General features: G+C 36.9%; 18 protein-coding genes. 10 read left to right on the top strand and 8 right to left on the bottom strand.

Features of this window, described 5'->3' with window-relative positions; all coding sequences use genetic code 11:
* Positions 1–41: 41 nt before the first annotated feature.
* Entirely contained in the window at positions 42–947 is a 906-nt protein-coding gene (locus tag K3248_RS05310; protein WP_220717358.1) for a ParB/RepB/Spo0J family partition protein, read from the top strand.
* A gap of 28 nt (positions 948–975) precedes the next feature.
* Here the strand turns inward: K3248_RS05310 and K3248_RS05305 are convergent, their stop codons facing one another.
* The 6 genes from K3248_RS05305 to dapF are packed head-to-tail and all read right to left on the bottom strand — an operon-like array spanning position 976 to position 6,338.
* Complete coding sequence (locus K3248_RS05305; RefSeq protein ID WP_220717357.1) at positions 976–1,446, bottom strand: hypothetical protein; 471 nt, start codon at positions 1,444–1,446, stop codon at positions 976–978.
* Between the two features lie 2 nt (positions 1,447–1,448).
* Positions 1,449–2,210 (bottom strand): hydroxyacylglutathione hydrolase, encoded by a 762-nt coding sequence (gene gloB / locus K3248_RS05300; protein WP_220717356.1) that lies wholly within the window; start codon positions 2,208–2,210, stop codon positions 1,449–1,451.
* Between the two features lie 48 nt (positions 2,211–2,258).
* Positions 2,259–2,969 carry a septation protein A gene (locus tag K3248_RS05295; RefSeq protein ID WP_220717355.1) on the bottom strand — a complete coding sequence of 237 codons (711 nt, stop codon included), beginning with the start codon at positions 2,967–2,969 and terminating at the stop codon, positions 2,259–2,261.
* The gene (ftsY, locus tag K3248_RS05290) at positions 2,966–4,189 is read right to left on the bottom strand and encodes a signal recognition particle-docking protein FtsY (protein ID WP_220717354.1); all 1,224 of its coding nucleotides are present in this window, start codon (positions 4,187–4,189) and stop codon (positions 2,966–2,968) included. Before ftsY ends, K3248_RS05295 begins: the two co-directional genes overlap by 4 nt.
* Before the next feature lie 14 nt (positions 4,190–4,203).
* Positions 4,204–5,487: a tRNA (N(6)-L-threonylcarbamoyladenosine(37)-C(2))-methylthiotransferase MtaB gene (gene mtaB, locus K3248_RS05285; RefSeq protein ID WP_220717353.1), complete on the bottom strand. Its 1,284-nt coding sequence runs from the start codon at positions 5,485–5,487 to the stop codon at positions 4,204–4,206.
* The gene (gene dapF, locus K3248_RS05280; RefSeq protein ID WP_220717352.1) at positions 5,487–6,338 is read right to left on the bottom strand and encodes a diaminopimelate epimerase; all 852 of its coding nucleotides are present in this window, start codon (positions 6,336–6,338) and stop codon (positions 5,487–5,489) included. Before dapF ends, mtaB begins: the two co-directional genes overlap by 1 nt.
* A 231-nt stretch (positions 6,339–6,569) precedes the next feature.
* Between dapF and K3248_RS05275 the strand changes: the two genes are divergently transcribed.
* From K3248_RS05275 to lpdA, 8 genes are all read left to right on the top strand, one after another.
* The gene (locus K3248_RS05275; RefSeq protein ID WP_220717351.1) at positions 6,570–7,109 is read left to right on the top strand and encodes an AprI/Inh family metalloprotease inhibitor; all 540 of its coding nucleotides are present in this window, start codon (positions 6,570–6,572) and stop codon (positions 7,107–7,109) included.
* A 91-nt stretch (positions 7,110–7,200) separates the two neighbouring features.
* Complete coding sequence (zapE, locus tag K3248_RS05270; RefSeq protein ID WP_220717350.1) at positions 7,201–8,376, top strand: cell division protein ZapE; 1,176 nt, start codon at positions 7,201–7,203, stop codon at positions 8,374–8,376.
* A 289-nt stretch (positions 8,377–8,665) separates the two neighbouring features.
* Positions 8,666–9,628 (top strand): malate dehydrogenase, encoded by a 963-nt coding sequence (gene mdh / locus K3248_RS05265; protein WP_220717349.1) that lies wholly within the window; start codon positions 8,666–8,668, stop codon positions 9,626–9,628.
* 74 nt (positions 9,629–9,702) lie between these two features.
* Complete coding sequence (gene sucC / locus K3248_RS05260) at positions 9,703–10,899, top strand: ADP-forming succinate--CoA ligase subunit beta (RefSeq protein ID WP_220717348.1); 1,197 nt, start codon at positions 9,703–9,705, stop codon at positions 10,897–10,899.
* Positions 10,900–10,903: 4 nt separating this feature from the next.
* Positions 10,904–11,806: a succinate--CoA ligase subunit alpha gene (gene sucD, locus K3248_RS05255; RefSeq protein WP_220717347.1), complete on the top strand. Its 903-nt coding sequence runs from the start codon at positions 10,904–10,906 to the stop codon at positions 11,804–11,806.
* Positions 11,807–11,964: 158 nt separating this feature from the next.
* A complete protein-coding gene (locus K3248_RS05250) occupies positions 11,965–14,964 on the top strand; it encodes a 2-oxoglutarate dehydrogenase E1 component (RefSeq protein ID WP_220717346.1) in 3,000 nt (999 codons plus the stop codon).
* 32 nt (positions 14,965–14,996) lie between these two features.
* On the top strand, positions 14,997–16,208 hold the full coding sequence (gene odhB / locus K3248_RS05245; protein ID WP_220717345.1) for a 2-oxoglutarate dehydrogenase complex dihydrolipoyllysine-residue succinyltransferase: 1,212 nt from the start codon (positions 14,997–14,999) through the stop codon (positions 16,206–16,208).
* A 31-nt stretch (positions 16,209–16,239) separates the two neighbouring features.
* Positions 16,240–17,646, top strand: a complete 1,407-nt coding sequence (lpdA, locus tag K3248_RS05240; RefSeq protein WP_220717344.1) for a dihydrolipoyl dehydrogenase — start codon at positions 16,240–16,242, stop codon at positions 17,644–17,646.
* Positions 17,647–17,784: 138 nt separating this feature from the next.
* Here lpdA and K3248_RS05235 read toward each other — a convergent pair whose 3' ends face one another.
* Both K3248_RS05235 and K3248_RS05230 read right to left on the bottom strand, forming a co-directional pair.
* Positions 17,785–19,023: a saccharopine dehydrogenase family protein gene (locus tag K3248_RS05235; protein ID WP_220717343.1), complete on the bottom strand. Its 1,239-nt coding sequence runs from the start codon at positions 19,021–19,023 to the stop codon at positions 17,785–17,787.
* A gap of 58 nt (positions 19,024–19,081) precedes the next feature.
* The gene (locus tag K3248_RS05230; RefSeq protein ID WP_220717342.1) at positions 19,082–20,179 is read right to left on the bottom strand and encodes a carboxynorspermidine decarboxylase; all 1,098 of its coding nucleotides are present in this window, start codon (positions 20,177–20,179) and stop codon (positions 19,082–19,084) included.
* A gap of 166 nt (positions 20,180–20,345) precedes the next feature.
* On the opposite strand from K3248_RS05230, the gene K3248_RS05225 reads away from it, so the two are divergent.
* Complete coding sequence (locus K3248_RS05225; RefSeq protein WP_220717369.1) at positions 20,346–20,834, top strand: BA14K family protein; 489 nt, start codon at positions 20,346–20,348, stop codon at positions 20,832–20,834.
* Positions 20,835–20,945 lie beyond the last annotated feature (111 nt).

Below are 20,945 nucleotides of genomic sequence, written 5' to 3'. Positions count from 1 at the left end.
TATAAAAAGATATTTAATTTAAAAAAATAAAGAGCAAAATTATGAATGATGATCAATCAAAAAAAAGACTGGGTCGCGGATTAGCTGCATTGATTGGCGATATCAATTTTAACAATAATCTTGTGCGTTCATCAACTACAGATAAAGTAACAGAATCTGGTACTATTGCTAAATTTTCTGAGCGGTTTGTTCCTCTTGAATCTATCTCATGTAATCCACATAATCCACGACGCAATTTTACGGAATCAGAACTTGATAATTTAGCTCAATCAATTCGACAACACGGTGTTGTTCAACCCATAGTTGTTAGACCTTCAAAAGATCATCCACATCGCTTTGAATTAATTGCTGGAGAAAGGCGGTGGCGTGCTGCGCAACGTGCTAATTTAAGTCAATTGCCTGTTATTGTTCGAGATGTAGATGATAAAACTGCTTTGGAATTAGCAATAATTGAAAATGTTCAACGTGCTGATCTTAATCCTATTGAAGAGGCAATGGGATATGAAATTTTGCTAAATGAACATGATTATACACAAGCAGATTTAGCCCAAGTGATTGGAAAAAGTCGAAGTCATGTTGCAAATACACTTCGTTTGTTAAAACTTCCACCAAAAGTACAACAATTCTTAACAAATGGGCAACTTTCTGCTGGTCATGCGCGTTGTCTCATAACCGTTGATAATCCACAAGATTTAGCAGAAAAAATTATTCAAGAAGGGCTTTCTGTACGGCAAACAGAAATGCTTGCATATGAACAGGCTAATCCTAAGGCTAAAAAACGCACTATTGTAGAAAAAAATGAAGAAACAAAATCTCTTGAAAAATTACTTGCAGACGTGATTGGTATGAAAGTTATTATTCGACATGGTAAAAAAGGAGGAGATTTAAAAATACATTATTCATCATTAGAACAACTGGATGATATTTGTCGGCGTTTGCAAAATTAATAACTTATTCAAAATAAAAAGAGTTTTCTTAACAAGATTGTCTTAAAACCTTAATTATTCTATACATATGCTTCTTACCAAACTCAAGATTGCTTGAAGATATAATGTTTTGTTTTTTTAAAGAGGGGTTTTCATTTGTCAATATTACTAATGTTGTTTGAAGTGCTAAGAGACCAATAACAAATTCTTTAGGTGTGAGGCTATTTTCTCTTAAAATATTTACAAATTTTGGTTTGTTCGAAATATATATGATATATTCTTCAATGTTAGTATCATCAATGATAACATTATTTTTTATATCGGTTGTTTCTGGTGTTGGAGATGAATTTTCACATTCTTTTCCAATTTTTTCTAATTTCAAAAGAAAGTCTTCTGTTAAGGAATAACTTGCAACAAGAGGTGAAATAAAGAAATGATTATTTGTTTCTTTTTCTCTTATTTCTTGAGCATATGATGTAAAAGGAAAAAGGAGAAAAAAGCATAATATATATCTCAGCATGATTAAAAGAGATCCTTTCTTTTTCGAATTTCAGTAAAGACTTCTTCATCTGTTGCATTTATCATTGCAAGGTTTCTTTTAATTGTATAATCATCCCAGCGAAGAAAGGGATTTGTTGCTTTTTCTTGCTCTAAAGTGCTTGGTAATGTCATGGCATTTTTTGCACGTAATAAAAAAACGTCTTCTACTCTTTGTTGAAGTTTTTTATTATGTGGATCAATCGTTAGTGCAAAAAGAGCATTATTTTTTGTGTATTCATGTCCACAATAAAGAAGTGTTTCATCAGGAAGTTGACGAAGTTTTTTTAAAGAATTTAGCATTTGTGCTGCTGTTCCTTCAAAAAGACGTCCACAACCAAGTGAAAAAAGAGTGTCTCCAGCAAAGAGTAAATTTTTTTCAGGAAAATAATAAGATAATGCTCCTAGCGTATGGCCAGGTGTTGAGAGAGCTAAAAGCCTATGTGTAGCAAAGAAAAATTTTTCATCAGGTTGAAGTGTTCTATCGAGATAAGGAATTTTATCTTTTTCTGCTTCTGGTCCGATAACAACGGCATTATAAATTTTCTTTAATTCTACCAGCGCTTCCACATGATCGTGATGATGATGTGTTACAAAAATAGTTTGAAGCGTCCAGTTACGGCGTTTTAAGGCATCATGAATTGCTACACTTTCAGGTGCATCAATTGCGGCTGTATAACCACTTTTTTCATCATGAATGAGAACGCCAAAATTATCTTCTCTACAAATGAACTGTTCAATCAACATATTTTTTCTCCATGAACAGTATCATTTGTAATGCTTAATATGTTGTATTCAAGAATCAGATTTATTTTTTTCTGTAAAAAGTCCTTGTGAATGTTTCATAATAAGAGGCATTTGGATAATCATGAAAAGAATTGTTATGGGCATAACACCAAATACTTTAAAACTTGTCCAGAAATTATCACTAAAATTACGCCAGATAATTTCATTTAAGAGGGCGAGGAAAATGAAAAAAAATGCCCAGCGATAGGTGAGCTTCTGCCATCCTATATCGTCGAGTTTTAAAGTTGAATCGAGAACATAACGTAAAAGTGATTTTTTTAAAAATAGACCACCGAAAAGAATGAAAGCAAATAAGCTATTAATAATTGTTGGTTTCATTTTTATAAAGGTCTCATTGTGAAGCCAAAGCGTTAAAGAGCCAAAAACGAGAACAAATATTCCCGAGATAAGAGGCATTATGGGAATATTTCGTGCAAGGATCCATGATAGGATTAGAGAAATAATAATCGCTACCATAAAAATAGCTGTTGCTGGGAAAAGCGTTTTTTCAAAATTTTTAAAAATCTCAATATTATTTATCAACCATTCGCCCTTATAGTTGGCAAGAAAAAAAGCGACCAATGGTCCCATTTCTAAGAAAAATTTAAGTGTTGGTGAAAGAGGTGCTTTTTTATTTTTATCAATATCTTTTGAATTAGGGTCATTATGTGAAGAATTGTAATTATTTTGCGAACGAGATTCAGATGAAAATTGTTTCATGCGTGTTTTCCTGCAATAGTTTCAGCAAAATCGGAAGCAGAAAAAGGTTGAAGATCTTCAATATTTTCTCCTATACCGATAAAGTAAATAGGTAATTTATATTTTTCTGCTATGGCAACAAGAATTCCTCCCCGTGCGCTACCATCAAGCTTTGTCATAACCAAACCATTAACACCAGCAATATCACGAAAAATATTCACTTGGCTCAGTGCATTTTGCCCAGTGGTTGCATCAAGCGTTTGAAGAACTGTATGAGGTGCTTGGGGAGTATGTTTTTTTAAAACACGGATAATTTTTGCCAATTCATCCATCAATTCAGTTTTATTTTGTAAGCGTCCAGCTGTATCAATAATTAAAATATCACTGTTTGCTTTTTTTGCTTTTTCATATGCATCAAACGCAAGACTAGCAGCATCTGCACCTAGTTTAGTTGAAATAACAGGAGATCCTGTACGTTCCCCCCAAATATGTAATTGTTCAATAGCAGCAGCGCGGAATGTATCACCAGCGGCGAGTGTTACTTTGAGTCCTCCTGCAGTGAGTTTTGCTGCAAGTTTCCCAATAGTGGTTGTTTTTCCAGTTCCATTGACACCTACCAGCAAAATAACATGAGGTTTGTGACTAAGGTCAAGCTCTAATGGAATGGCAACAGGTTCTAATATTTTTGTAATTTCATTTGCTACAATAGTATGAATGTCATCTAAGGAAAGATCTTTTCCATAGCGACTGGAAGACAACACACCGGTAATATGTGTCGCTGTTTCTACACCAAAATCAGCTTGTATCAAGATATCTTCTAGTTCTTGCAATGTCTCTCCATTAAGTTTTCTCTTAACAAAGAGGTCACCAATTGATCCACTTAAACGCTGTGAAGAAAGGGCTAATCCGTTTTTTAGACGCTCAAACCATGCTGCCTTTTTTTGTTCAACAGAAGATATAGGTAAAAGTTCTTCAACTTTTTTTTCATGAATTGTATCTGTAATGATTATTTTGCCAGAATAGGGTGTAAGGGGTGGTGTTTTTTCATCATATTTTTCAGATAGAATATCTTTATTTTCGGTATATTCTTCTTTTTCTGTGTCTATAGAAGAAAGAGAGTTTTTTTCGTTTTTATATTCATTTTCTTCTCTCTCTGTTTTATAAGATGTGGAATCTTGTTCTATTTCCTGCTCTTTTTGCTTATTAAAAGAGAATATTTTTTTAATAAAAGACTTTGTCATAAGGGTTTTCCTGCTCAAGCTGCATTCAATTTTGGAAGGACAGCGATTAATTTATCACTGTCATGACTAACAATAAGAGCCTGAACAATTGTTCCAGCTTTTGCGCCTTTGATCTGCGCTAGAGTATAATCTTCGGTCCGTCCTATTTCATTTTTTTCAACAAGAATTGTTTGCATGCTATTTTGTAAATGAGCAAGATGTTTCTGATAAGCCTCCTCACCTGCTTTTCGTAATTTTTCTGCGCGCATTTTAACAACTCTACGGTTGATTTGTGGCATACGTGCGGCAGGTGTTCCTTCTCTTGGACTAAAAGGAAAAATATGAAGATGGGTTAAAGAGCAATCATTTATTAATGCCAAACTCTTTTGAAACATTTCTTCTGTTTCAGTAGGAAAACCGGCAATTAAGTCTGCACCATAAACCATTGTAGGACGTTTAGAACGTAGTTCTTGACAAAATTGAATTGCATGTTCACGCAAATGTCGCCGTTTCATTCGTTTGAGAATCATATTATCTCCCGCTTGCAAGGATAAATGCAAATGTGGCATGATCCTTTTTTCATAGGCTAAAAGATCAATAAGTTCTTCGTCTGCTTCAATAGAATCGATTGATGAAAGGCGTAATCGAGGCAAGTCAGGAATGTGATGCAAAATGGCAGAAGTTAATTTTCCTAGATTAGTTTTTCCAGGAAGGTCATGACCATAACTTGTGAGATCAACGCCTGTTAAAACCACTTCTTGAATACCATCTCCTGTTAATTGTTTTATTTGTTCAATGACAGCTCCCATGGGGACTGAACGTGATGGTCCACGTCCATAAGGGATAATGCAAAATGTACAACGATGATCACATCCATTTTGTACCTGTACAAAAGCGCGTGTACGTTCTTCCATTGCACTTACCATGTGCGGGGCAATTTTTTGCACTTCCATTATATCATTGATACGCAATTTTTCAGAATGATTGATACCAAAATCAGGAAGTTGACGATAAGAATGTGCATGGAGTTTTTCTTCATTGCCTAAAACAAGGTCTACTTCTGTCATTGAAGCAAAATTTTGCGCTTCTGTTTGTGCAGCACATCCTGTTACAATAATGCGGGCATTTGGATTCTTACGTCTTGCTTTGCGGATAGCTTGTTTTGCTTGTCTTACGGCTTCAGCAGTAACAGCACAGGTATTAAAAATGATAGCACCATCTTTAAGTTGGTCTAATCCTGAAGAAGTACTTTCTTTGCGTATAATTTCTGATTCGTAGCTATTTAATCGACAGCCAAATGTTACAACTTCTATCGCCATCAAGAGTGATCCTTTTTATAGCATCCTGTTAGAGGATTTAAAAAACCACTAAAGTCATATTTGATTGGTCCTGTCATGACAATATGATCATCTTCTCGATAAAAAATATTCAGTTTTCCTCCTGGTAAAGTTACATCAATATGGCGTTTAGTGAGACCACGTCGATATGCAGCTACTGCACTTGCACAAGCAGCACTACCGCATGCTTGCGTTAATCCAGCTCCTCTTTCCCATGTTCGTAAATTTAGGCTTTTTTGTGACACAACATAAGCAATAGAAATATTGCATCGTTCTGGAAAAAGAGGATCATGTTCAAGTTTTGGTCCATATTTTTCTAGTGGAATTTGCTGAATATCATCTTCAATAAAAAAAATAGCGTGGAGATTGCCAACGGACACAAGGCAGGCATCTTTTAAGGGACCAGCAGTTATTTCTACATGATTGGTATCAATGATTTCACGTGAAACAGGCATCTTTTTTGCATTGAAATTGGGGCATCCCATATCAACAGAGACAAGGCCATCGCTTTGGCATTTTCCTTCAATTATTCCAGCAGGTGTTTCTAATCGAAAGCTTTTACCTAAATTATGATCTGTGAGCCATGCGATGACACAGCGGGTACCATTACCGCAAGCTTTAGCCATTGAACCATCGGCATTCCATATTTCAATGCGAAAGTCAGCTTTATTTTGGGTTGGTGCGTGAATAGCCATAATCTGATCAAAATGTGTTTGAGGATCTGCTGCCAAGGAAAGGATTGCTTCTTGTGTGATCGTGTGGGCACTTTCACGCATATCTGCAACAATGATTTGATTTCCAAGACCGTCCATTTTGCTAAATGGCGTTTTCATGAAATTTCTCTAATTCTAATGCTACTTATAATAAATATGACTGAAAATCTTATAAATTTCTAGTGTTGAATGAATATAAAACGGAGAGTCAAAATTATATTCTTTTAAAAGAGCCAAATTTTATACTGTTCTTTTTAATTTATTAATTTATCTTTGTAAAATGCTTATATAATAAATATTCATTCATTTTTAAAAATGAGCTTCTTTATTGTCATGAGAAAGAGTTTAGATATGACATTTTCAAAAATTTCATTTTTCGTTGTAATATCCGCTATAACAGCTTTAGCTGGTTGTTCAACATCACGGTTTGAGGATAATAATGATAATGCTGTAGAAGTTATTTATCCACTTCAGCAACTCTCAGAACCTGAAACAATGTCTGTTCTATCAGTCGCTCAAGAATCTGAAGTAGCAGAGGCTCCTAGATATGAAAAAAGAGATCCTCGTGGTGATGAAAAAATAGCTGGTCTTGAAGTGCCAAGTGATGCTGTTAATTTGTTTCCTGCAAGTATTGCAGGAGTATGGAACCTGTCTGTGAATGGTAAAGTTTGCCGAATTGCAACGCCACAAACAAAATTTGGTCAAGGGTATCGTGCTGGTCCTTTACATTGTCCAGGAATTATTTCTCGGATAAATTCGTGGGCCATTAAAGGAAAAAGATTATATTTTTATGATAACTCAGGACGTGTTATCGCTGCCCTTTATTCTTCCAATATTGATCATTTTGAAGGGCGTACACTTAATGATCTTCCAGTTGTTTTAAGACGTTAAATCGCTTTTAGCCGTTTATAAAAAAGGGGTAGTCTTTGAAGAATACTTCTCTTTTTCCATTGCCAATGGTTTTAAAAAAAAGGTTGTTTGAATGCTTTTTGTTTCAAGGTGCTATAAGGAGCTGGTCGCTAAAGGAAAAATCAGTTTTGATCCAGCTCAGTTAGCTTTAACAGAACATTTTGATCATTTATTACAAGAAATTGCCCAACAGAATGTTTCTAAGCCTTGGGCATTTTGGAAGTTTTTAAAGAAAAAAAAACAAACCGCTGTTGTAAAACAAAATGGCGTGGATAGCTCCTTTCAAGGATTATATATTTATGGTGAAGTGGGAAGAGGCAAAACCATGCTTATGGATTTGTTTTTTTCTTGTTTGCCACAAGAGCGTAAAAAGCGTGCGCATTTTAATGATTTTATGGCCGATGTGCATGATCGTATTAATGTTTATCGTCAAGCTTCTACGCATGAAGAATCCAAACAAAATAATCCTATTTTAGCAGTTGCAGAAGATCTTGCACAAGAAGCAAAGGTTCTTTGTTTTGATGAATTTAGTGTAACAGATATCGCTGATGCTATGGTCCTTGGTCGCCTTGTTTCTGCTTTGTTTGAACGAGGGGTTTTTTTTATTGCAACTTCAAATGTCGCTCCAGATAATCTTTACTATAAAGGTTTAAATCGTGAGCTCTTTTTGCCTTTTATTCAAGTTTTGAAAGCACATGTTCGTGTGGTTAATCTTGATGCAAAAACAGATTATCGCCTTGAAAAATCAAATTTACAACAAGTTTATGTAACACCCTTAGGGGTAAAAGCAAATGAACATATGGATCGGGCATGGGCATTGGTTCTAAAAGGACAAAAAGAAATGTCTGATGAAATTTCTCTAAGAGGACGCCTTATCTCTGTTCCACGTGTTGGAGCAGGTTGTGCGCGCTTTAATTATCAAGATTTGTGTTCAAAACCTTTAGCAGCAGCTGAATATTTAGCATTGGGAGAACGCTATCATACAATTTTTGTTGATAATATACCGGTAATGGATGATACATGCCGCAATGAAACAAAACGGTTTATTTTGTTTATTGATATTCTTTATGAGCGTCACATAAGATTGTTTCTATCAGCAGCAGAAAAACTTGAAAATTTATATCAGGGGCATGCGCAAACACCGGAAACATTTGAGTTTCAAAGAACACAATCACGTCTTTTTGAAATGCAAAGCCAAGATTATTTAAAATGTTGGGAAGAGCATTTTCTTATGAAGGACAAAAGCTGATTATTACTTTACTCTTAAATTATAAAAATAATAACCCTTTGAATTTAAAAGAAGGGTAATAATTCTGTTGTATTTTTTTGAAATTCACTTTATCGATACACCATAGTAATTTTCTAAGAGTTGTTTTTATAGAGGATTGTTGTTTCTATGAAGAGAAAAATTTGAAGACTTTTATACCTTTCTCCTTCTTATAATATTGTTTAAAGTATGGCTAAAATCAAAGAAAGCATTCAGTATATTGGCACCAATTTAAGAGTGCACTGAAGTTATTTAAAATGAGGAAAATAAAATGGCACGAAAGAAAATAGCTCTCATTGGTTCGGGTATGATTGGTGGAACGTTAGCACATATTATAGGCCTTAAAGAACTTGCTGATGTTGTTTTATTTGATATTGCAGAAGGTGTCCCGCATGGGAAAGCTCTTGATATTGCTGAGTCTTCTCCTGTCGATGGTTTTGATATCAAATTAAAAGGCGCTAATGCTTATGAAGAGATTGAAGGGGCTGATGTTGTTATCGTAACAGCCGGTGTTGCACGCAAACCCGGGATGAGTCGTGATGATCTTTTAGGTATTAATCTAAAAGTCATGCAACAAGTTGGTGCAGGGATTAAAAAATACGCGTCTTCAGCATTTGTTATTTGTATTACCAATCCCCTTGATGCAATGGTATGGGCATTGCAGAAATTTTCCGGTCTTCCTCCAGAAAAAGTGGTTGGTATGGCAGGTGTTCTTGATTCGGCACGTTTTCGTTATTTTTTATCTGAAGAATTTAAGGTCTCTGTTAAAGATGTATCTGCGTTTGTTTTAGGAGGACACGGTGATTCAATGGTGCCTTTGATGCGTTATTCAACGGTTGGTGGTATTTCTTTGCCTGATCTTGTTAAAATGGGGTGGACTACACAAGAAAGAATCGATCAAATTATCCAACGTACCCGTGATGGTGGTGCAGAAATTGTTAGTTTTTTAAAAACAGGCTCTGCTTTTTATGCACCTGCTGCTTCTGCTGTTTCTATGGCTGAAGCTTATTTGAAGGATAAAAGGCGTGTTTTGCCTGTTGCAGCTTATCTTTCTGGTCAATATGGTGTTAAAGAGACCTATGTTGGTGTTCCTGTTGTACTTGGTGCAGGTGGTGTTGAACGGATTATTGAAATTGATTTTGATAAAGAAGAAAGAAGCGCTTTTGAGAAATCAGTGAATGCGGTACAAAAACTGTGTGAGGCTTGTGTCGCACTTGTTCCTGAGCTCAAATAAATTGGGCAATGTTCATTAAAATAGTATAAAAACTTAAGGATTAATAGTAATCCGTAAAAGAAAAGGACAAAAGCATGAATATCCATGAGTATCAGGCTAAGCGTCTGCTTCATGAATATGGAGCACCCGTTGCAAATGGTGTTGCTGTTTATTCTGTAGAGCAAGCTGAAAAATGGGCACAAAAACTGCCGGGGCCGCTTTATGTGGTTAAAAGTCAGATACATGCTGGTGGTCGTGGTAAAGGTAAATTTAAAGAATTAGGACCTGATTCAAAAGGTGGTGTTCGGCTTGCAAAATCTGTTGAAGAAGTTGTTGCAAATGTCAAAGAAATGCTTGGTAAAACGTTGGTAACCAAACAAACTGGCCCAGAGGGTAAACAAGTCAATCGCCTTTATATTGAAGATGGTGCTGATATTGCGCGTGAGCTTTATCTTTCACTTCTAGTTGATCGTAGCGTTGGTCAGGTTGCTTTTGTTGTTTCAACAGAGGGTGGGATGGATATTGAAACGGTTGCTGAAGAGACACCAGAGAAAATATTCACTTTGCCTATTGATGCTATAAACGGTGTTACCTCTGCTGATTGTACAAAGCTTTGTGACGCATTGGAATTGCGCGATAATGCACGCAAAGATGGTGAAACCCTTTTTCCTATTCTTTATAAGGCATTTTGTGAAAAAGATATGAGTCTTCTCGAAGTTAATCCGCTTATTGTCATGAAAGATGGGCATTTGCGTGTTCTTGATGCAAAAGTTTCTTTTGATAATAATGCGTTGTTTCGTCATCCAGATATTTTAGAATTACGGGATACTTCAGAAGAAGATCCAAAAGAAATAGAAGCCTCAAAGCATGATCTTGCTTATGTTGCTCTTGAAGGTACCATTGGTTGTATGGTTAATGGTGCTGGTCTTGCTATGGCAACAATGGATATTATTAAGCTTTATGGAGCTGAACCAGCAAATTTTTTGGATGTTGGTGGAGGTGCTTCAAAAGAAAAAGTTACAGCTGCTTTTAAAATTATTACTGCTGATCCCAATGTGAAAGGGATTTTGGTTAATATTTTTGGTGGCATTATGCGTTGTGACGTTATTGCCGAAGGTGTTGTTGCTGCTGTTAGAGAAGTTGGTTTAAAGGTTCCTTTGGTTGTTCGTCTTGAAGGTACAAATGTTGAGAAGGGTAAAGCAATTATTAGTGAGAGTGGTTTGAACGTTATTCCTGCCGATGATTTAGATGATGCTGCTCAAAAAATCGTTACAGCTGTGAAGGGAGCTTAAGTTTATGTCGATTCTTGTGAATAAAGATACAAAAGTTCTGGTTCAGGGGCTTACAGGGAAAACAGGAACGTTTCATACAGAACAAGCACTTGCATATCATGGTACACAAATGGTTGGTGGTGTTCATCCTAAAAAAGGTGGCGAAACATGGGAAGGTTCAAAAGGTGAAAAACTTCCTATTTTTTCCAATGTGTTAGAAGGAAAAGAAAAAACAGGAGCAGATGCTTCTGTTATTTATGTTCCGCCTGCAGGAGCAGCTGACGCGATTATAGAAGCTATTGATGCTGAAATCCGTTTAATTATCTGTATTACAGAAGGCATTCCTGTTATGGATATGGTGAAAGTAAAGGCAAAATTGGAAAAATCAAAATCACGTCTCATTGGTCCTAATTGCCCTGGTATTCTTACACCCGATGAATGCAAAATTGGTATTATGCCGGGATCCATTTTTAGAAAAGGTTCTGTTGGGGTCGTTTCACGGTCGGGAACTTTGACGTATGAAGCAGTTTTTCAAACGAGTCATGAAGGTCTTGGACAGACAACAGCTATTGGTATTGGGGGAGATCCTGTTAAAGGGACTGAATTTATTGATGTGTTGGAAATGTTTTTAGCTGATGATGCAACAGAGTCTATCGTTATGATTGGTGAAATTGGTGGGTCTGCTGAAGAAGATGCAGCACAGTTTCTTCAAGATGAAGCGAAAAAAGGTCGTAAAAAGCCGGTTGTTGGTTTTATTGCTGGTCGTACAGCACCTCCAGGGCGTACAATGGGACACGCTGGTGCTGTTATTTCTGGTGGTAAAGGTGGAGCAGAAGATAAAATTGCAGCAATGGAAGCTGCTGGAATACGAGTCTCTCCTTCACCATCACAGATAGGTAAGACTTTGATGGAAGTTTTAAAGGGGTAAAAGGAAACTGCATCTAAAAAAGAGTTTATGCTGATGTAGATGAAGTATTAGAAATAGAAAATACAGCTTTTTTTGAATTTTCTGATCCTCATTTGCTTGGTAAGCGTTAAAAGGTCCAAAAAATATAAGGAGACGGAATAAATTTTCCGGAAAGACATATGGCAAGGCAGGATGATATAAATAGTCTTTTTGCACAGACATCATTTTTATATGGTGGAAATGCGGATTATATAGATCAACTTTATGCTGAATATGAAAAAGATCCCACAAGTGTTGATTCACAGTGGCGTGCTTTTTTTGGAAATCTTCAGGATAAGAAGGAAGATGTTCTCAAAAATGCTCAAGGAGCAACATGGCAACGTGATCATTGGCCGCTAAAGGCAAACGGAGAATTGGTCTCTGCTCTTGATGGTGATTGGTCTGCCCTTGAAAAATATTTTGGTGATAAATTAAAGGAAAAAGCAGCAACTGCTTCTGTTCAAAAAGGAAAAGTTTCTAGTGAACAAGATATTATTCAAGCAACACGCGATTCTGTTCAGTCCTTGAAAATGATACGTGCTTTTCGCACACGGGGGCATCTTCGTGCAAAGCTTGATCCTCTTCGCTTGGCGGAAAAACTTGATGACTATAAGGAACTTTCTCCAGAAGCTTATGGATTTACCCCTGCTGATTATGAGCGTCCAATTTTTATTGATCATGTTTTAGGGCTAGAATATGCAACTATTCCGCAAATGCTTGATATTCTCAATCGTACTTATTGTTCAACGATTGGTATAGAATATATGCATATTTCTGATCCTGCTCAAAAAGCATGGCTTCAAGAGCGTATTGAGAAACCAGATCAACGCGTTGCTTTCACACAGAAAGACAAAAAAGCAATCCTTAATAAACTCATTGAAGCAGAAGGCTTTGAACAGTTTTTAGATACAAAATATAAAGGAACAAAACGTTTTGGACTTGATGGTGGTGAGGCACTCATTCCCGCTCTTGAACAGATTATTAAAAGCAGTAGTGCTTTGGGGGTGCAGGAAATTGTTTTAGGGATGGCGCATCGTGGTCGTTTAAATGTTCTTTCGCAAGTTCTCGCAAAACCACATCGGGCCATTTTTCATGAATTTAAAGGAGGCTCTTATAAGCCTGATGATGTAGAAGGGTCCGGTGATGTTAAGTATCATTTGGGAACTTCAGCCGATCTTGAGTTTGAAGGCAGAAAAGTTCATTTATCACTCTTAGCTAATCCGTCTCATCTCGAGATTGTTGATCCGGTTGTTGTTGGTAAAGTGCGTGCTAAGCAAGATCAACTTTTGGGTCCTACATACACTGATGAACTTCCATTAAGTGAACGTTCAAAGGTTATGCCATTACTTATTCACGGCGATGCTGCTTTTGCAGGACAAGGGGTAATTCAAGAAACTTTTGGTCTTTCCGGTCTTAAAGGTTATAACGTTGCTGGCTCACTTCATGTGATCATTAATAATCAGATTGGTTTTACAACAGATCCGCGCTTTTTGCGTTCTTCACCTTATCCCTCTGATGTGGCGAAAATGATTGAAGCACCAATTTTTCATGTGAATGGTGATGATCCGGAAGCTGTTGTCTTTGTTGCAAAAATAGCAACAGAGTTTCGTCAGATTTTTCATAAACCAGTCGTCATTGATATGTTTTGTTATCGTCGTTATGGACATAATGAAGGCGATGAACCATCCTTTACTCAACCGCTTATGTATAAGGCAATCCGTAATCATAAAAGCACTCTTCAGCTTTATGGCGATCAATTGGTAGCAGAAGGAGTAATTGCTTCAGAAGAGATTGAGCAACAAAAAAAGATCTGGCGCGATAAGCTTGAGACTGAACTTGAAGCAAGTACTTCTTATAAACCTAATAAAGCAGATTGGCTTGATGGGAGCTGGACAGGGCTTAAGTCTTTTAGTAATGCTGATGAACAGCACTCCAGAACAACAGGTGTTGCGTTAGACACTTTAAAGAAAATTGGTCAAAAACTTATAGAAATTCCAGAAAATTTTCATATTCATAAAACCATTCAGCGTTTTTTAAATAATCGTGCTAAAATTTTTGATACAGGTGAGGGTGTTGATTGGGCAACTGCTGAAGCTTTAGCTTTTGGTTCGCTGTGTTTAGAAGGGGCACCAGTTCGTCTTTCTGGTGAGGATGTTGAGCGGGGAACTTTCTCACAACGTCATTCGGTTCTTTATGACCAGGAAAATGAAGCGCGTTACATTCCTTTAAATCATTTACAAAAAGGACAAGCGCTTTATGAAGTTGTTAATTCGATGCTTTCTGAAGAGGCTGTTCTTGGTTTTGAATATGGATATTCTCTTGCTGAACCGCACGGATTGACGCTCTGGGAAGCACAATTTGGGGACTTCTCTAATGGGGCGCAAGTCATTTTTGACCAATTTATTTCTTCAGCAGAGCGTAAGTGGCTTCGTATGTCTGGTCTTGTGTGTTTGTTGCCCCATGGTTTTGAAGGGCAAGGCCCAGAACATTCTTCAGCACGTTTAGAGCGTTTTCTTCAACTTTGTGCGGAAGATAATATGCAGGTTGCTAATTGTACAACGCCGGCAAATTATTTTCATATTTTACGTCGGCAAATTAAACGCGATTTCCGTAAGCCTTTGATTTTGATGACACCAAAATCACTGTTGCGTCATAAACGTGCTGTTTCTTTTCTCAGTGAAATGGGACCGGAAACGAATTTTAGCCGTTTATTGCTTGATGATGCAGAGTGCCTCAAAAATTCTGTCATTAAATTACAAAAAGATGATAAAATTCGCCGTATTGTTCTTTGTACCGGTAAGGTTTATTATGATCTTTATGAAGAACGTGAGAAGAGGGGTATTGATGATATTTATTTGCTGCGTATTGAACAGCTTTATCCTTTCCCCGCAAAAGTTTTGGTGAATGTGTTATCGCGCTTTTTGCAGGCAGAAGTTGTTTGGTGCCAAGAAGAGCCAAAAAACATGGGGGCTTGGTCATTTATTGAGCCTTATCTAGAATGGGTTTTGACGCATATTAATGCGCAACATGCGCGTGCGCGTTATGCAGGGCGTCCTGCAAGTGCATCACCAGCCTCTGGGTTGATGGTGAAACATCTTGAACAACTTGCTGCGTTTCTTGAAGACGCATTAGGTTCTTAATTTATGACTACTCTGATGTATGGAAAAAGATTATGACTACTGAAATTCGTGTTCCTACTTTGGGCGAATCGGTTACCGAAGCAACGGTTGGAAAATGGTTTAAAAAAATTGGCGAAGCCGTCGCTATGGATGAACCTTTGGTTGAATTAGAAACTGATAAGGTAACGGTTGAAGTTCCTTCACCTGTTGCAGGGAAATTATCTGAAATTACTGCTAAGGAAGGCGATACAGTTGAAGTAAATGCTCTCTTAGGGGTATTAGAAGCTGGAGCAGCTGGCGTAACGCAATCATTTTCTCCTGATGCTACACCTGTTTCTAAATCTCCATCTGAAACGAAGCAATCTGCTTCAGTCAGTACGATGCCTCCCGCCCCTTCAGCAGCAAAAATGATGGCTGAAAGTAATATTGCAAAAAACGATGTTGTAGGTTCTGGAAAACGTGGGCAAATTCTCAAAGAAGATGTGCTTGGTACCTTGGAACAAGGAACAAAGACATCTCCTCCTGCTACTTCTGCATCTAGTTCTTCTGTTGCTCCTGTTCAGGAAATACGTGAGGAACGCGTTCGTATGACAAAGTTGCGTCAGACAATTGCACGTCGCCTTAAAGATGCACAAAATACAGCAGCAATGTTAACGACATTTAATGAAGTTGATATGTCTGCAGTAATGAATTTGCGTAAGCGTTATAAAGATCTTTTTGAAAAAAAACATGCTGTGAAGCTTGGCTTTATGGGATTTTTTACCAAAGCTGTTTGTCATGCATTAAAAGAAATTCCTGCTGTTAATGCAGAAATTGATGGAACCGATATTGTCTACAAAAACTATGTTAATGCTGGAATTGCTGTTGGAACCGATAAAGGTCTTGTTGTTCCTGTGGTTCGTAACGCAGATCAGATGTCATTGGCAGAGATTGAAAAAGAAATTGGTCGTTTAGGGCGCCTTGCGCGTGATGGAAAATTAGCTGTTTCTGATATGCAAGGTGGAACTTTCACTATTACCAATGGAGGTGTTTATGGATCGTTAATGTCAACACCGATCTTAAATGCACCACAGTCTGGTATCTTGGGAATGCACGCGATTAAAGAACGAGCAATGGTTGTGGAGGGACAAGTTGTAATTCGCCCCATGATGTATTTGGCACTTTCTTATGATCATCGCATCGTTGATGGACAAGAAGCGGTGACTTTCCTTGTACGTGTTAAGGAAAGTTTAGAAGATCCGGAACGCCTTGTTCTTGACTTGTAAAATAAAGTTTGCAGGATGAAAGGAAAAACGGATGTCTTATGATGTGGTGGTGATTGGAGCTGGTCCAGGTGGTTATGTTGCAGCGATTAAGGCGGCACAATTGGGGCTTAAAACAGCAATTGTTGAAAAGCGTACAACATTAGGTGGTACATGTCTTAATGTTGGTTGTATTCCTTCTAAAGCGTTATTGCATGCTTCAGAAGTATTTGCAGAAACGCAGCATGGTTTTGAAACTCTTGGTATTTCCATTTCAAAATCTAAGCTTAATCTTGAGCAAATGATGGCGCATAAAAAAGCTGTTGTAACAGCAAATACCAGTGGTGTTTCTTTTTTGATGAAAAAAAATAAAGTTGATACTTTTTTTGGAACAGCAAAAATTTTAGGCGCGGGTCAAATAGAAGTTGTAGCAAGAGATAATAATAAACAGACAATTACAACAAAAAATATTATTATTGCAACAGGTTCAGAAAGTTCAGGAATCCCTGGTGTCAATGTAGAAATTGATGAGAAGGTGGTTGTCTCTTCTACAGGAGCACTTGCGCTTGAAAAAGTACCAACGCGTATGGTCGTTGTTGGTGCTGGTGTCATTGGTTCAGAGCTTGGTTCGGTTTGGAGCCGTTTGGGTGCTAAAGTAACCATTATTGAATATCTTAATAAAGCTTTAGGAGCAATGGATGGTGAAGTGTCACGGCAGTTTCAAAAATTAATGGAAAAACAAGGCCTTGAATATAAAACGGGTGCAAAAGTAACAGCGATTACGCGATCCGCTTCAACTGCTAAAGTTACTTTCGAAGCAGTTAAAGGTGGGGAATCGGAAACTTTAGAGGCAGATGTTGTACTTATTGCTACGGGACGCTCTCCATATACTAAAGGGCTTGGCTTGGAAGAGGCTGGTATTCAGTTAGATGAACGCGGTTTTGTTGCAATTGATGAACATTGGCAAACAAATGTTCCTGGAATTTATGCAATCGGTGACGTCGTCAAAGGTCCTATGCTCGCGCATAAAGCAGAGGAAGAAGGCATTGCTGTGGCAGAAATTTTAGCAGGTCAAAGGGGACATGTTAATTTTGATGTTATTCCTAGTGTTGTTTATACGCAGCCAGAAATTGCAAGCGTAGGAAAAACAGAAGAAGAACTTAAAGCCGCCGGTATTGAATATAATGTTGGGAAATTTCCTTTCATGGCAAATGGTCGTGCACGGGCAATGCAAAAAAGTGATGGGTTTGTTAAAATCCTCGCTGATAAAAAGACAGATAGAGTTCTAGGTGGACACATTCTCGGATTTGGTGCTGGCGAAATGATCCATGAAATTGCCGTTTTAATGGAATTTGGTGGATCATCCGAAGATCTAGGACGCTGTTGCCACGCACACCCTACCTTATCAGAAGCAGTGCATGAAGCAGCCCTTGCTACATTTGCTAAACCGCTTCATATCTAGATAAGTTGCTAAACACTCCTTAATGCTTTTCGAAAAAGCGTAAAAAATACTTTTTGCAAATTTATACATTATGTATTTTAAAAAACCGCCCTTTTTAGGGCGGTTTTCTTTATTCTGTTTTATCTACGAAGAATAAATTTAAAACTGTAATTTTTTTTCTTCTTGTTGTTCTCTTATAAAGGTAGAAAGTCCCATATGATCAAGATATTTGAGGAAGGGATGCGCTGGTAATTCTTCTACATTGACCATGGTTTTTACATCCCATTCACCAGTCGCAATAAGGAGGGCTGCTGCTGCTGCTGGTACACCAGCTGTATAAGAAATGCCTTGCGCACCAGTTTCATTAAAAGCTTGCTTGTGATCGGCTATATTATAGATAAAAATTTCTCTTGGTTTTCCATCTTTTTCGCCTTTAATAAGATCTCCAATACAGGTTTTTCCTGTATATTTTGGTCCTAAGGAAACTGGATCGGGTAAGACTGCTTTTACAACTTTTAAAGGGACAACTTCTTGACCTTCTGCTGTTTTAATAGGTTGTTCAGATAAGAGTCCAAGATTTTTCAAAACAGTAAAAACAGTGATGTAATGTTCACTAAATCCCATCCAAAAACGGATATTTTCAACATCGAGATTTTTAGATAATGAATGAATTTCATCATGTCCTGACATATAAGCTTTTTGTTTTCCAACAACAGGAAGATCCCATTCATTACTCACTTCAAACATTTGGTTAGAAACCCATTTTTTATTTTGCCAAGACCACACTTTTCCCGTAAATTCGCGAAAGTTAATTTCTGGATCAAAGTTTGTAGCAAACCAATGCCCATGGTTGCCAGCATTGATATCAATGATATCAATATCGGTGATTTTATCAAAATAACGTTCATGTGCTAATGCTGCATAAGCATTCACAACACCTGGATCAAAACCCGCACCTAAAATAGCAGTGATGCCCGCTTGCTCACATTCTTGACGCCGAGGCCATTCATAATTGCCATACCAAGGGGGTGTTTCACAAATTTTTAAAGGGTCTTCATGAATTGCAGTATCAATGTAAGCACATTTTGTTTTAATACAAGCAGAAAGAACAGACATGTTAAGAAAGGCTGAGCCAACATTGATGACAATTTCACATTTGGTTTTTTGGATGAGTTTTATAGTTTCTTCTACATTCATTGCATCGAGTTTGTGGCTCTGAAACACTCCTTGTTCTTTCAGTGCGTTTTTTTCTTTAATAGAAGCAATGATGGCTTCACATTTTTTAAGTGTTCGTGAAGCGATATGAATTTCACCAAGAATATCGTTGTTTTGAGCACATTTATGTGCAACGACTTGTGCAACACCTCCAGCACCAATAATGAGAATATTTTTCTTCATTGTAGGTTCGTCTCCTTTTTAATACTGTTTATTGTATAATATTTTTATGGTCTTTCTCTTATGAAAGGCTTGTCTGATAATCATCATAGTTAAATTGGCGTTGAAGCGTTAGTGTACCATCAAATTCTTTGATAACAATGGCAGGCATTGCAACACCATTAAACCAGTTTTTTTTGACCATTGTATAACCTGCAGTATCTTGGAAAGATAGTCTGTCGCCTATTTTAAGAGGTTCAGGAAACTGAAATGTTCCAAAAATATCACCAGCAAGACAGGATTTCCCGCATATCATAATTTCATATGGCCCTTGATTTGGTTTTAATTTTGCATTTTCACGATAAATGAGAAGATCAAGCATATGTGCTTCAATGGAGCTATCAACAATAGCGAGTTTTTTTTCATTATATAATGTATCAAGAACACTGACTTCTAGCGTGCTGCTTTTTGTGATGGCCGCTTCTCCTGGTTCTAGAAAAATGGTGACACCGTAAGTTTTTGAAAATTTTTTTAAGCGTTTTGCGAAAGTTTCTAAAGGATAATTTTCATCCGTAAAGTGAATTCCACCGCCAAGGCTAATCCAGTCAACAGCAGCGAAAAGTTCTGCAAATTTTTCTTCCATGTATCTAAGCATTTTGTCGAAAAGATTAAAATCAGAGTTTTCGCAATTGTTGTGAATCATTAAACCATTGATAAGTGGTAAGACTTCTTTTATAGCGTTTTGATTGGTTTCTCCTAAGCGACTAAAAGAACGAGAAGGATTGGCAAGATCAAAATTGGATGCACTAATTCCTGGATTGAGTCTTAGTCCTCGTTGAAGAGTTTTTGTTGCACCAGAAAAACGTTTAAGTTGTTGGATAGAATTAAAAATAATTTTGTCTGCATAACCACAGGCTTCATCAATTTCATGATCTGCCCAAGCAACCGAATAGGCATGGGTTTCTTTGCCAAACTTTTCTTTTCCTAAACGTAATTCATAAAGAGATGAAGATGTCGTGCCATCCATAAATTCAGACATGACATCAAAAACACTCCATGTGGAAAAACATTTCAAAGCAAGCAAAACTTTCGCTCCTGATATTTCACGTAAGCGAGCAATGGTTTTCATATTTTTTATAAGCTTCGATTTATCTATAAGATAGTAGGGGGTTTTTATCATTGTTTATTCATTCTTTTTTTGAAGGATCTTATTCTTCAGATTAACGTTTAGTACAAAGAGTAACAGAATGTCTCAAGAAAAAAGAATCTTATAAGAAGAATCTATTTTTATTTCGCAAATGAAAGACTTTCTGTGATTGAGTTTTGTTGTTTTTAAGATTCGCGTTATGGGTATGAAAAAAAAATTATATTATGTTTTGGTGTTTATGTTTATTGGAAGTTGTTTCATTATAACAATAAATATTATTGATTTAATGCAAAATAAGAGTGATGCTAAAGCCAAAATGGTCCATCAAAATTCCAATCAAGAATATTCCGTTCCTTTGATTTTTACAGGGCGTAAAGAACTGAATGGTTTCAAGGGATACCGTCATTATCGACGCGGGTATCATAAGTATAAGGATAATTGGTGGTATCCTGAAGCGGCATTCTTTACACTTTCCCATATTAATACAAAAAATATGCCATTAAAAGTTGTGGCCGGAACAAAAAAGGCGCTTTTCACTTCTTCTTTAGAAAAAAAAGAACCATGGATGCTTAAACAACATATTGCTTCTTGTCGTGCGCGTTATCGTTCTTATAATAAAAATGATAATAGTTTTCAGCCTTTTCATGGGCCTCGTAAGCAATGTCTTTCTCGCTTTTTTAAGGGGTAAGATGTGCGCTATGAAAGATCTTTTTTGCTTCTTGTCATGTACGTTATCGTTCTTAGAATAAAGAGGTATTTTTAGTGAGCAGTTTTTTCGTGTAACGGTTGTTTTATGAAA

It is taken from the genome of Bartonella raoultii, from assembly GCF_019659805.1.
GTDB classification, from domain to species: Bacteria; Pseudomonadota; Alphaproteobacteria; order Rhizobiales; family Rhizobiaceae; genus Bartonella; species Bartonella raoultii.
The sequence above is the reverse complement of the archived record's forward strand: the minus strand, read 5'-3'. Positions and strand labels throughout refer to the sequence as shown.

Coding starts and splice junctions, on each gene's coding strand:
- gloB (WP_220717356.1), bottom strand. CDS start 2,210: ATGTTGATTGAACAGTTCATTTGTAGAGAAGATAATTTTGGCGTTCTC.
- sucC (WP_220717348.1), top strand. CDS start 9,703: ATGAATATCCATGAGTATCAGGCTAAGCGTCTGCTTCATGAATATGGA.
- K3248_RS05305 (WP_220717357.1), bottom strand. CDS start 1,446: ATGCTGAGATATATATTATGCTTTTTTCTCCTTTTTCCTTTTACATCA.
- lpdA (WP_220717344.1), top strand. CDS start 16,240: ATGTCTTATGATGTGGTGGTGATTGGAGCTGGTCCAGGTGGTTATGTT.
- odhB (WP_220717345.1), top strand. CDS start 14,997: ATGACTACTGAAATTCGTGTTCCTACTTTGGGCGAATCGGTTACCGAA.
- K3248_RS05250 (WP_220717346.1), top strand. CDS start 11,965: ATGGCAAGGCAGGATGATATAAATAGTCTTTTTGCACAGACATCATTT.
- K3248_RS05275 (WP_220717351.1), top strand. CDS start 6,570: ATGACATTTTCAAAAATTTCATTTTTCGTTGTAATATCCGCTATAACA.
- sucD (WP_220717347.1), top strand. CDS start 10,904: ATGTCGATTCTTGTGAATAAAGATACAAAAGTTCTGGTTCAGGGGCTT.
- mdh (WP_220717349.1), top strand. CDS start 8,666: ATGGCACGAAAGAAAATAGCTCTCATTGGTTCGGGTATGATTGGTGGA.
- ftsY (WP_220717354.1), bottom strand. CDS start 4,189: ATGACAAAGTCTTTTATTAAAAAAATATTCTCTTTTAATAAGCAAAAA.
- K3248_RS05295 (WP_220717355.1), bottom strand. CDS start 2,969: ATGAAACAATTTTCATCTGAATCTCGTTCGCAAAATAATTACAATTCT.
- K3248_RS05310 (WP_220717358.1), top strand. CDS start 42: ATGAATGATGATCAATCAAAAAAAAGACTGGGTCGCGGATTAGCTGCA.
- K3248_RS05235 (WP_220717343.1), bottom strand. CDS start 19,023: ATGAAGAAAAATATTCTCATTATTGGTGCTGGAGGTGTTGCACAAGTC.
- zapE (WP_220717350.1), top strand. CDS start 7,201: ATGCTTTTTGTTTCAAGGTGCTATAAGGAGCTGGTCGCTAAAGGAAAA.
- K3248_RS05225 (WP_220717369.1), top strand. CDS start 20,346: ATGGGTATGAAAAAAAAATTATATTATGTTTTGGTGTTTATGTTTATT.
- mtaB (WP_220717353.1), bottom strand. CDS start 5,487: ATGGCGATAGAAGTTGTAACATTTGGCTGTCGATTAAATAGCTACGAA.
- K3248_RS05230 (WP_220717342.1), bottom strand. CDS start 20,179: ATGATAAAAACCCCCTACTATCTTATAGATAAATCGAAGCTTATAAAA.
- dapF (WP_220717352.1), bottom strand. CDS start 6,338: ATGAAAACGCCATTTAGCAAAATGGACGGTCTTGGAAATCAAATCATT.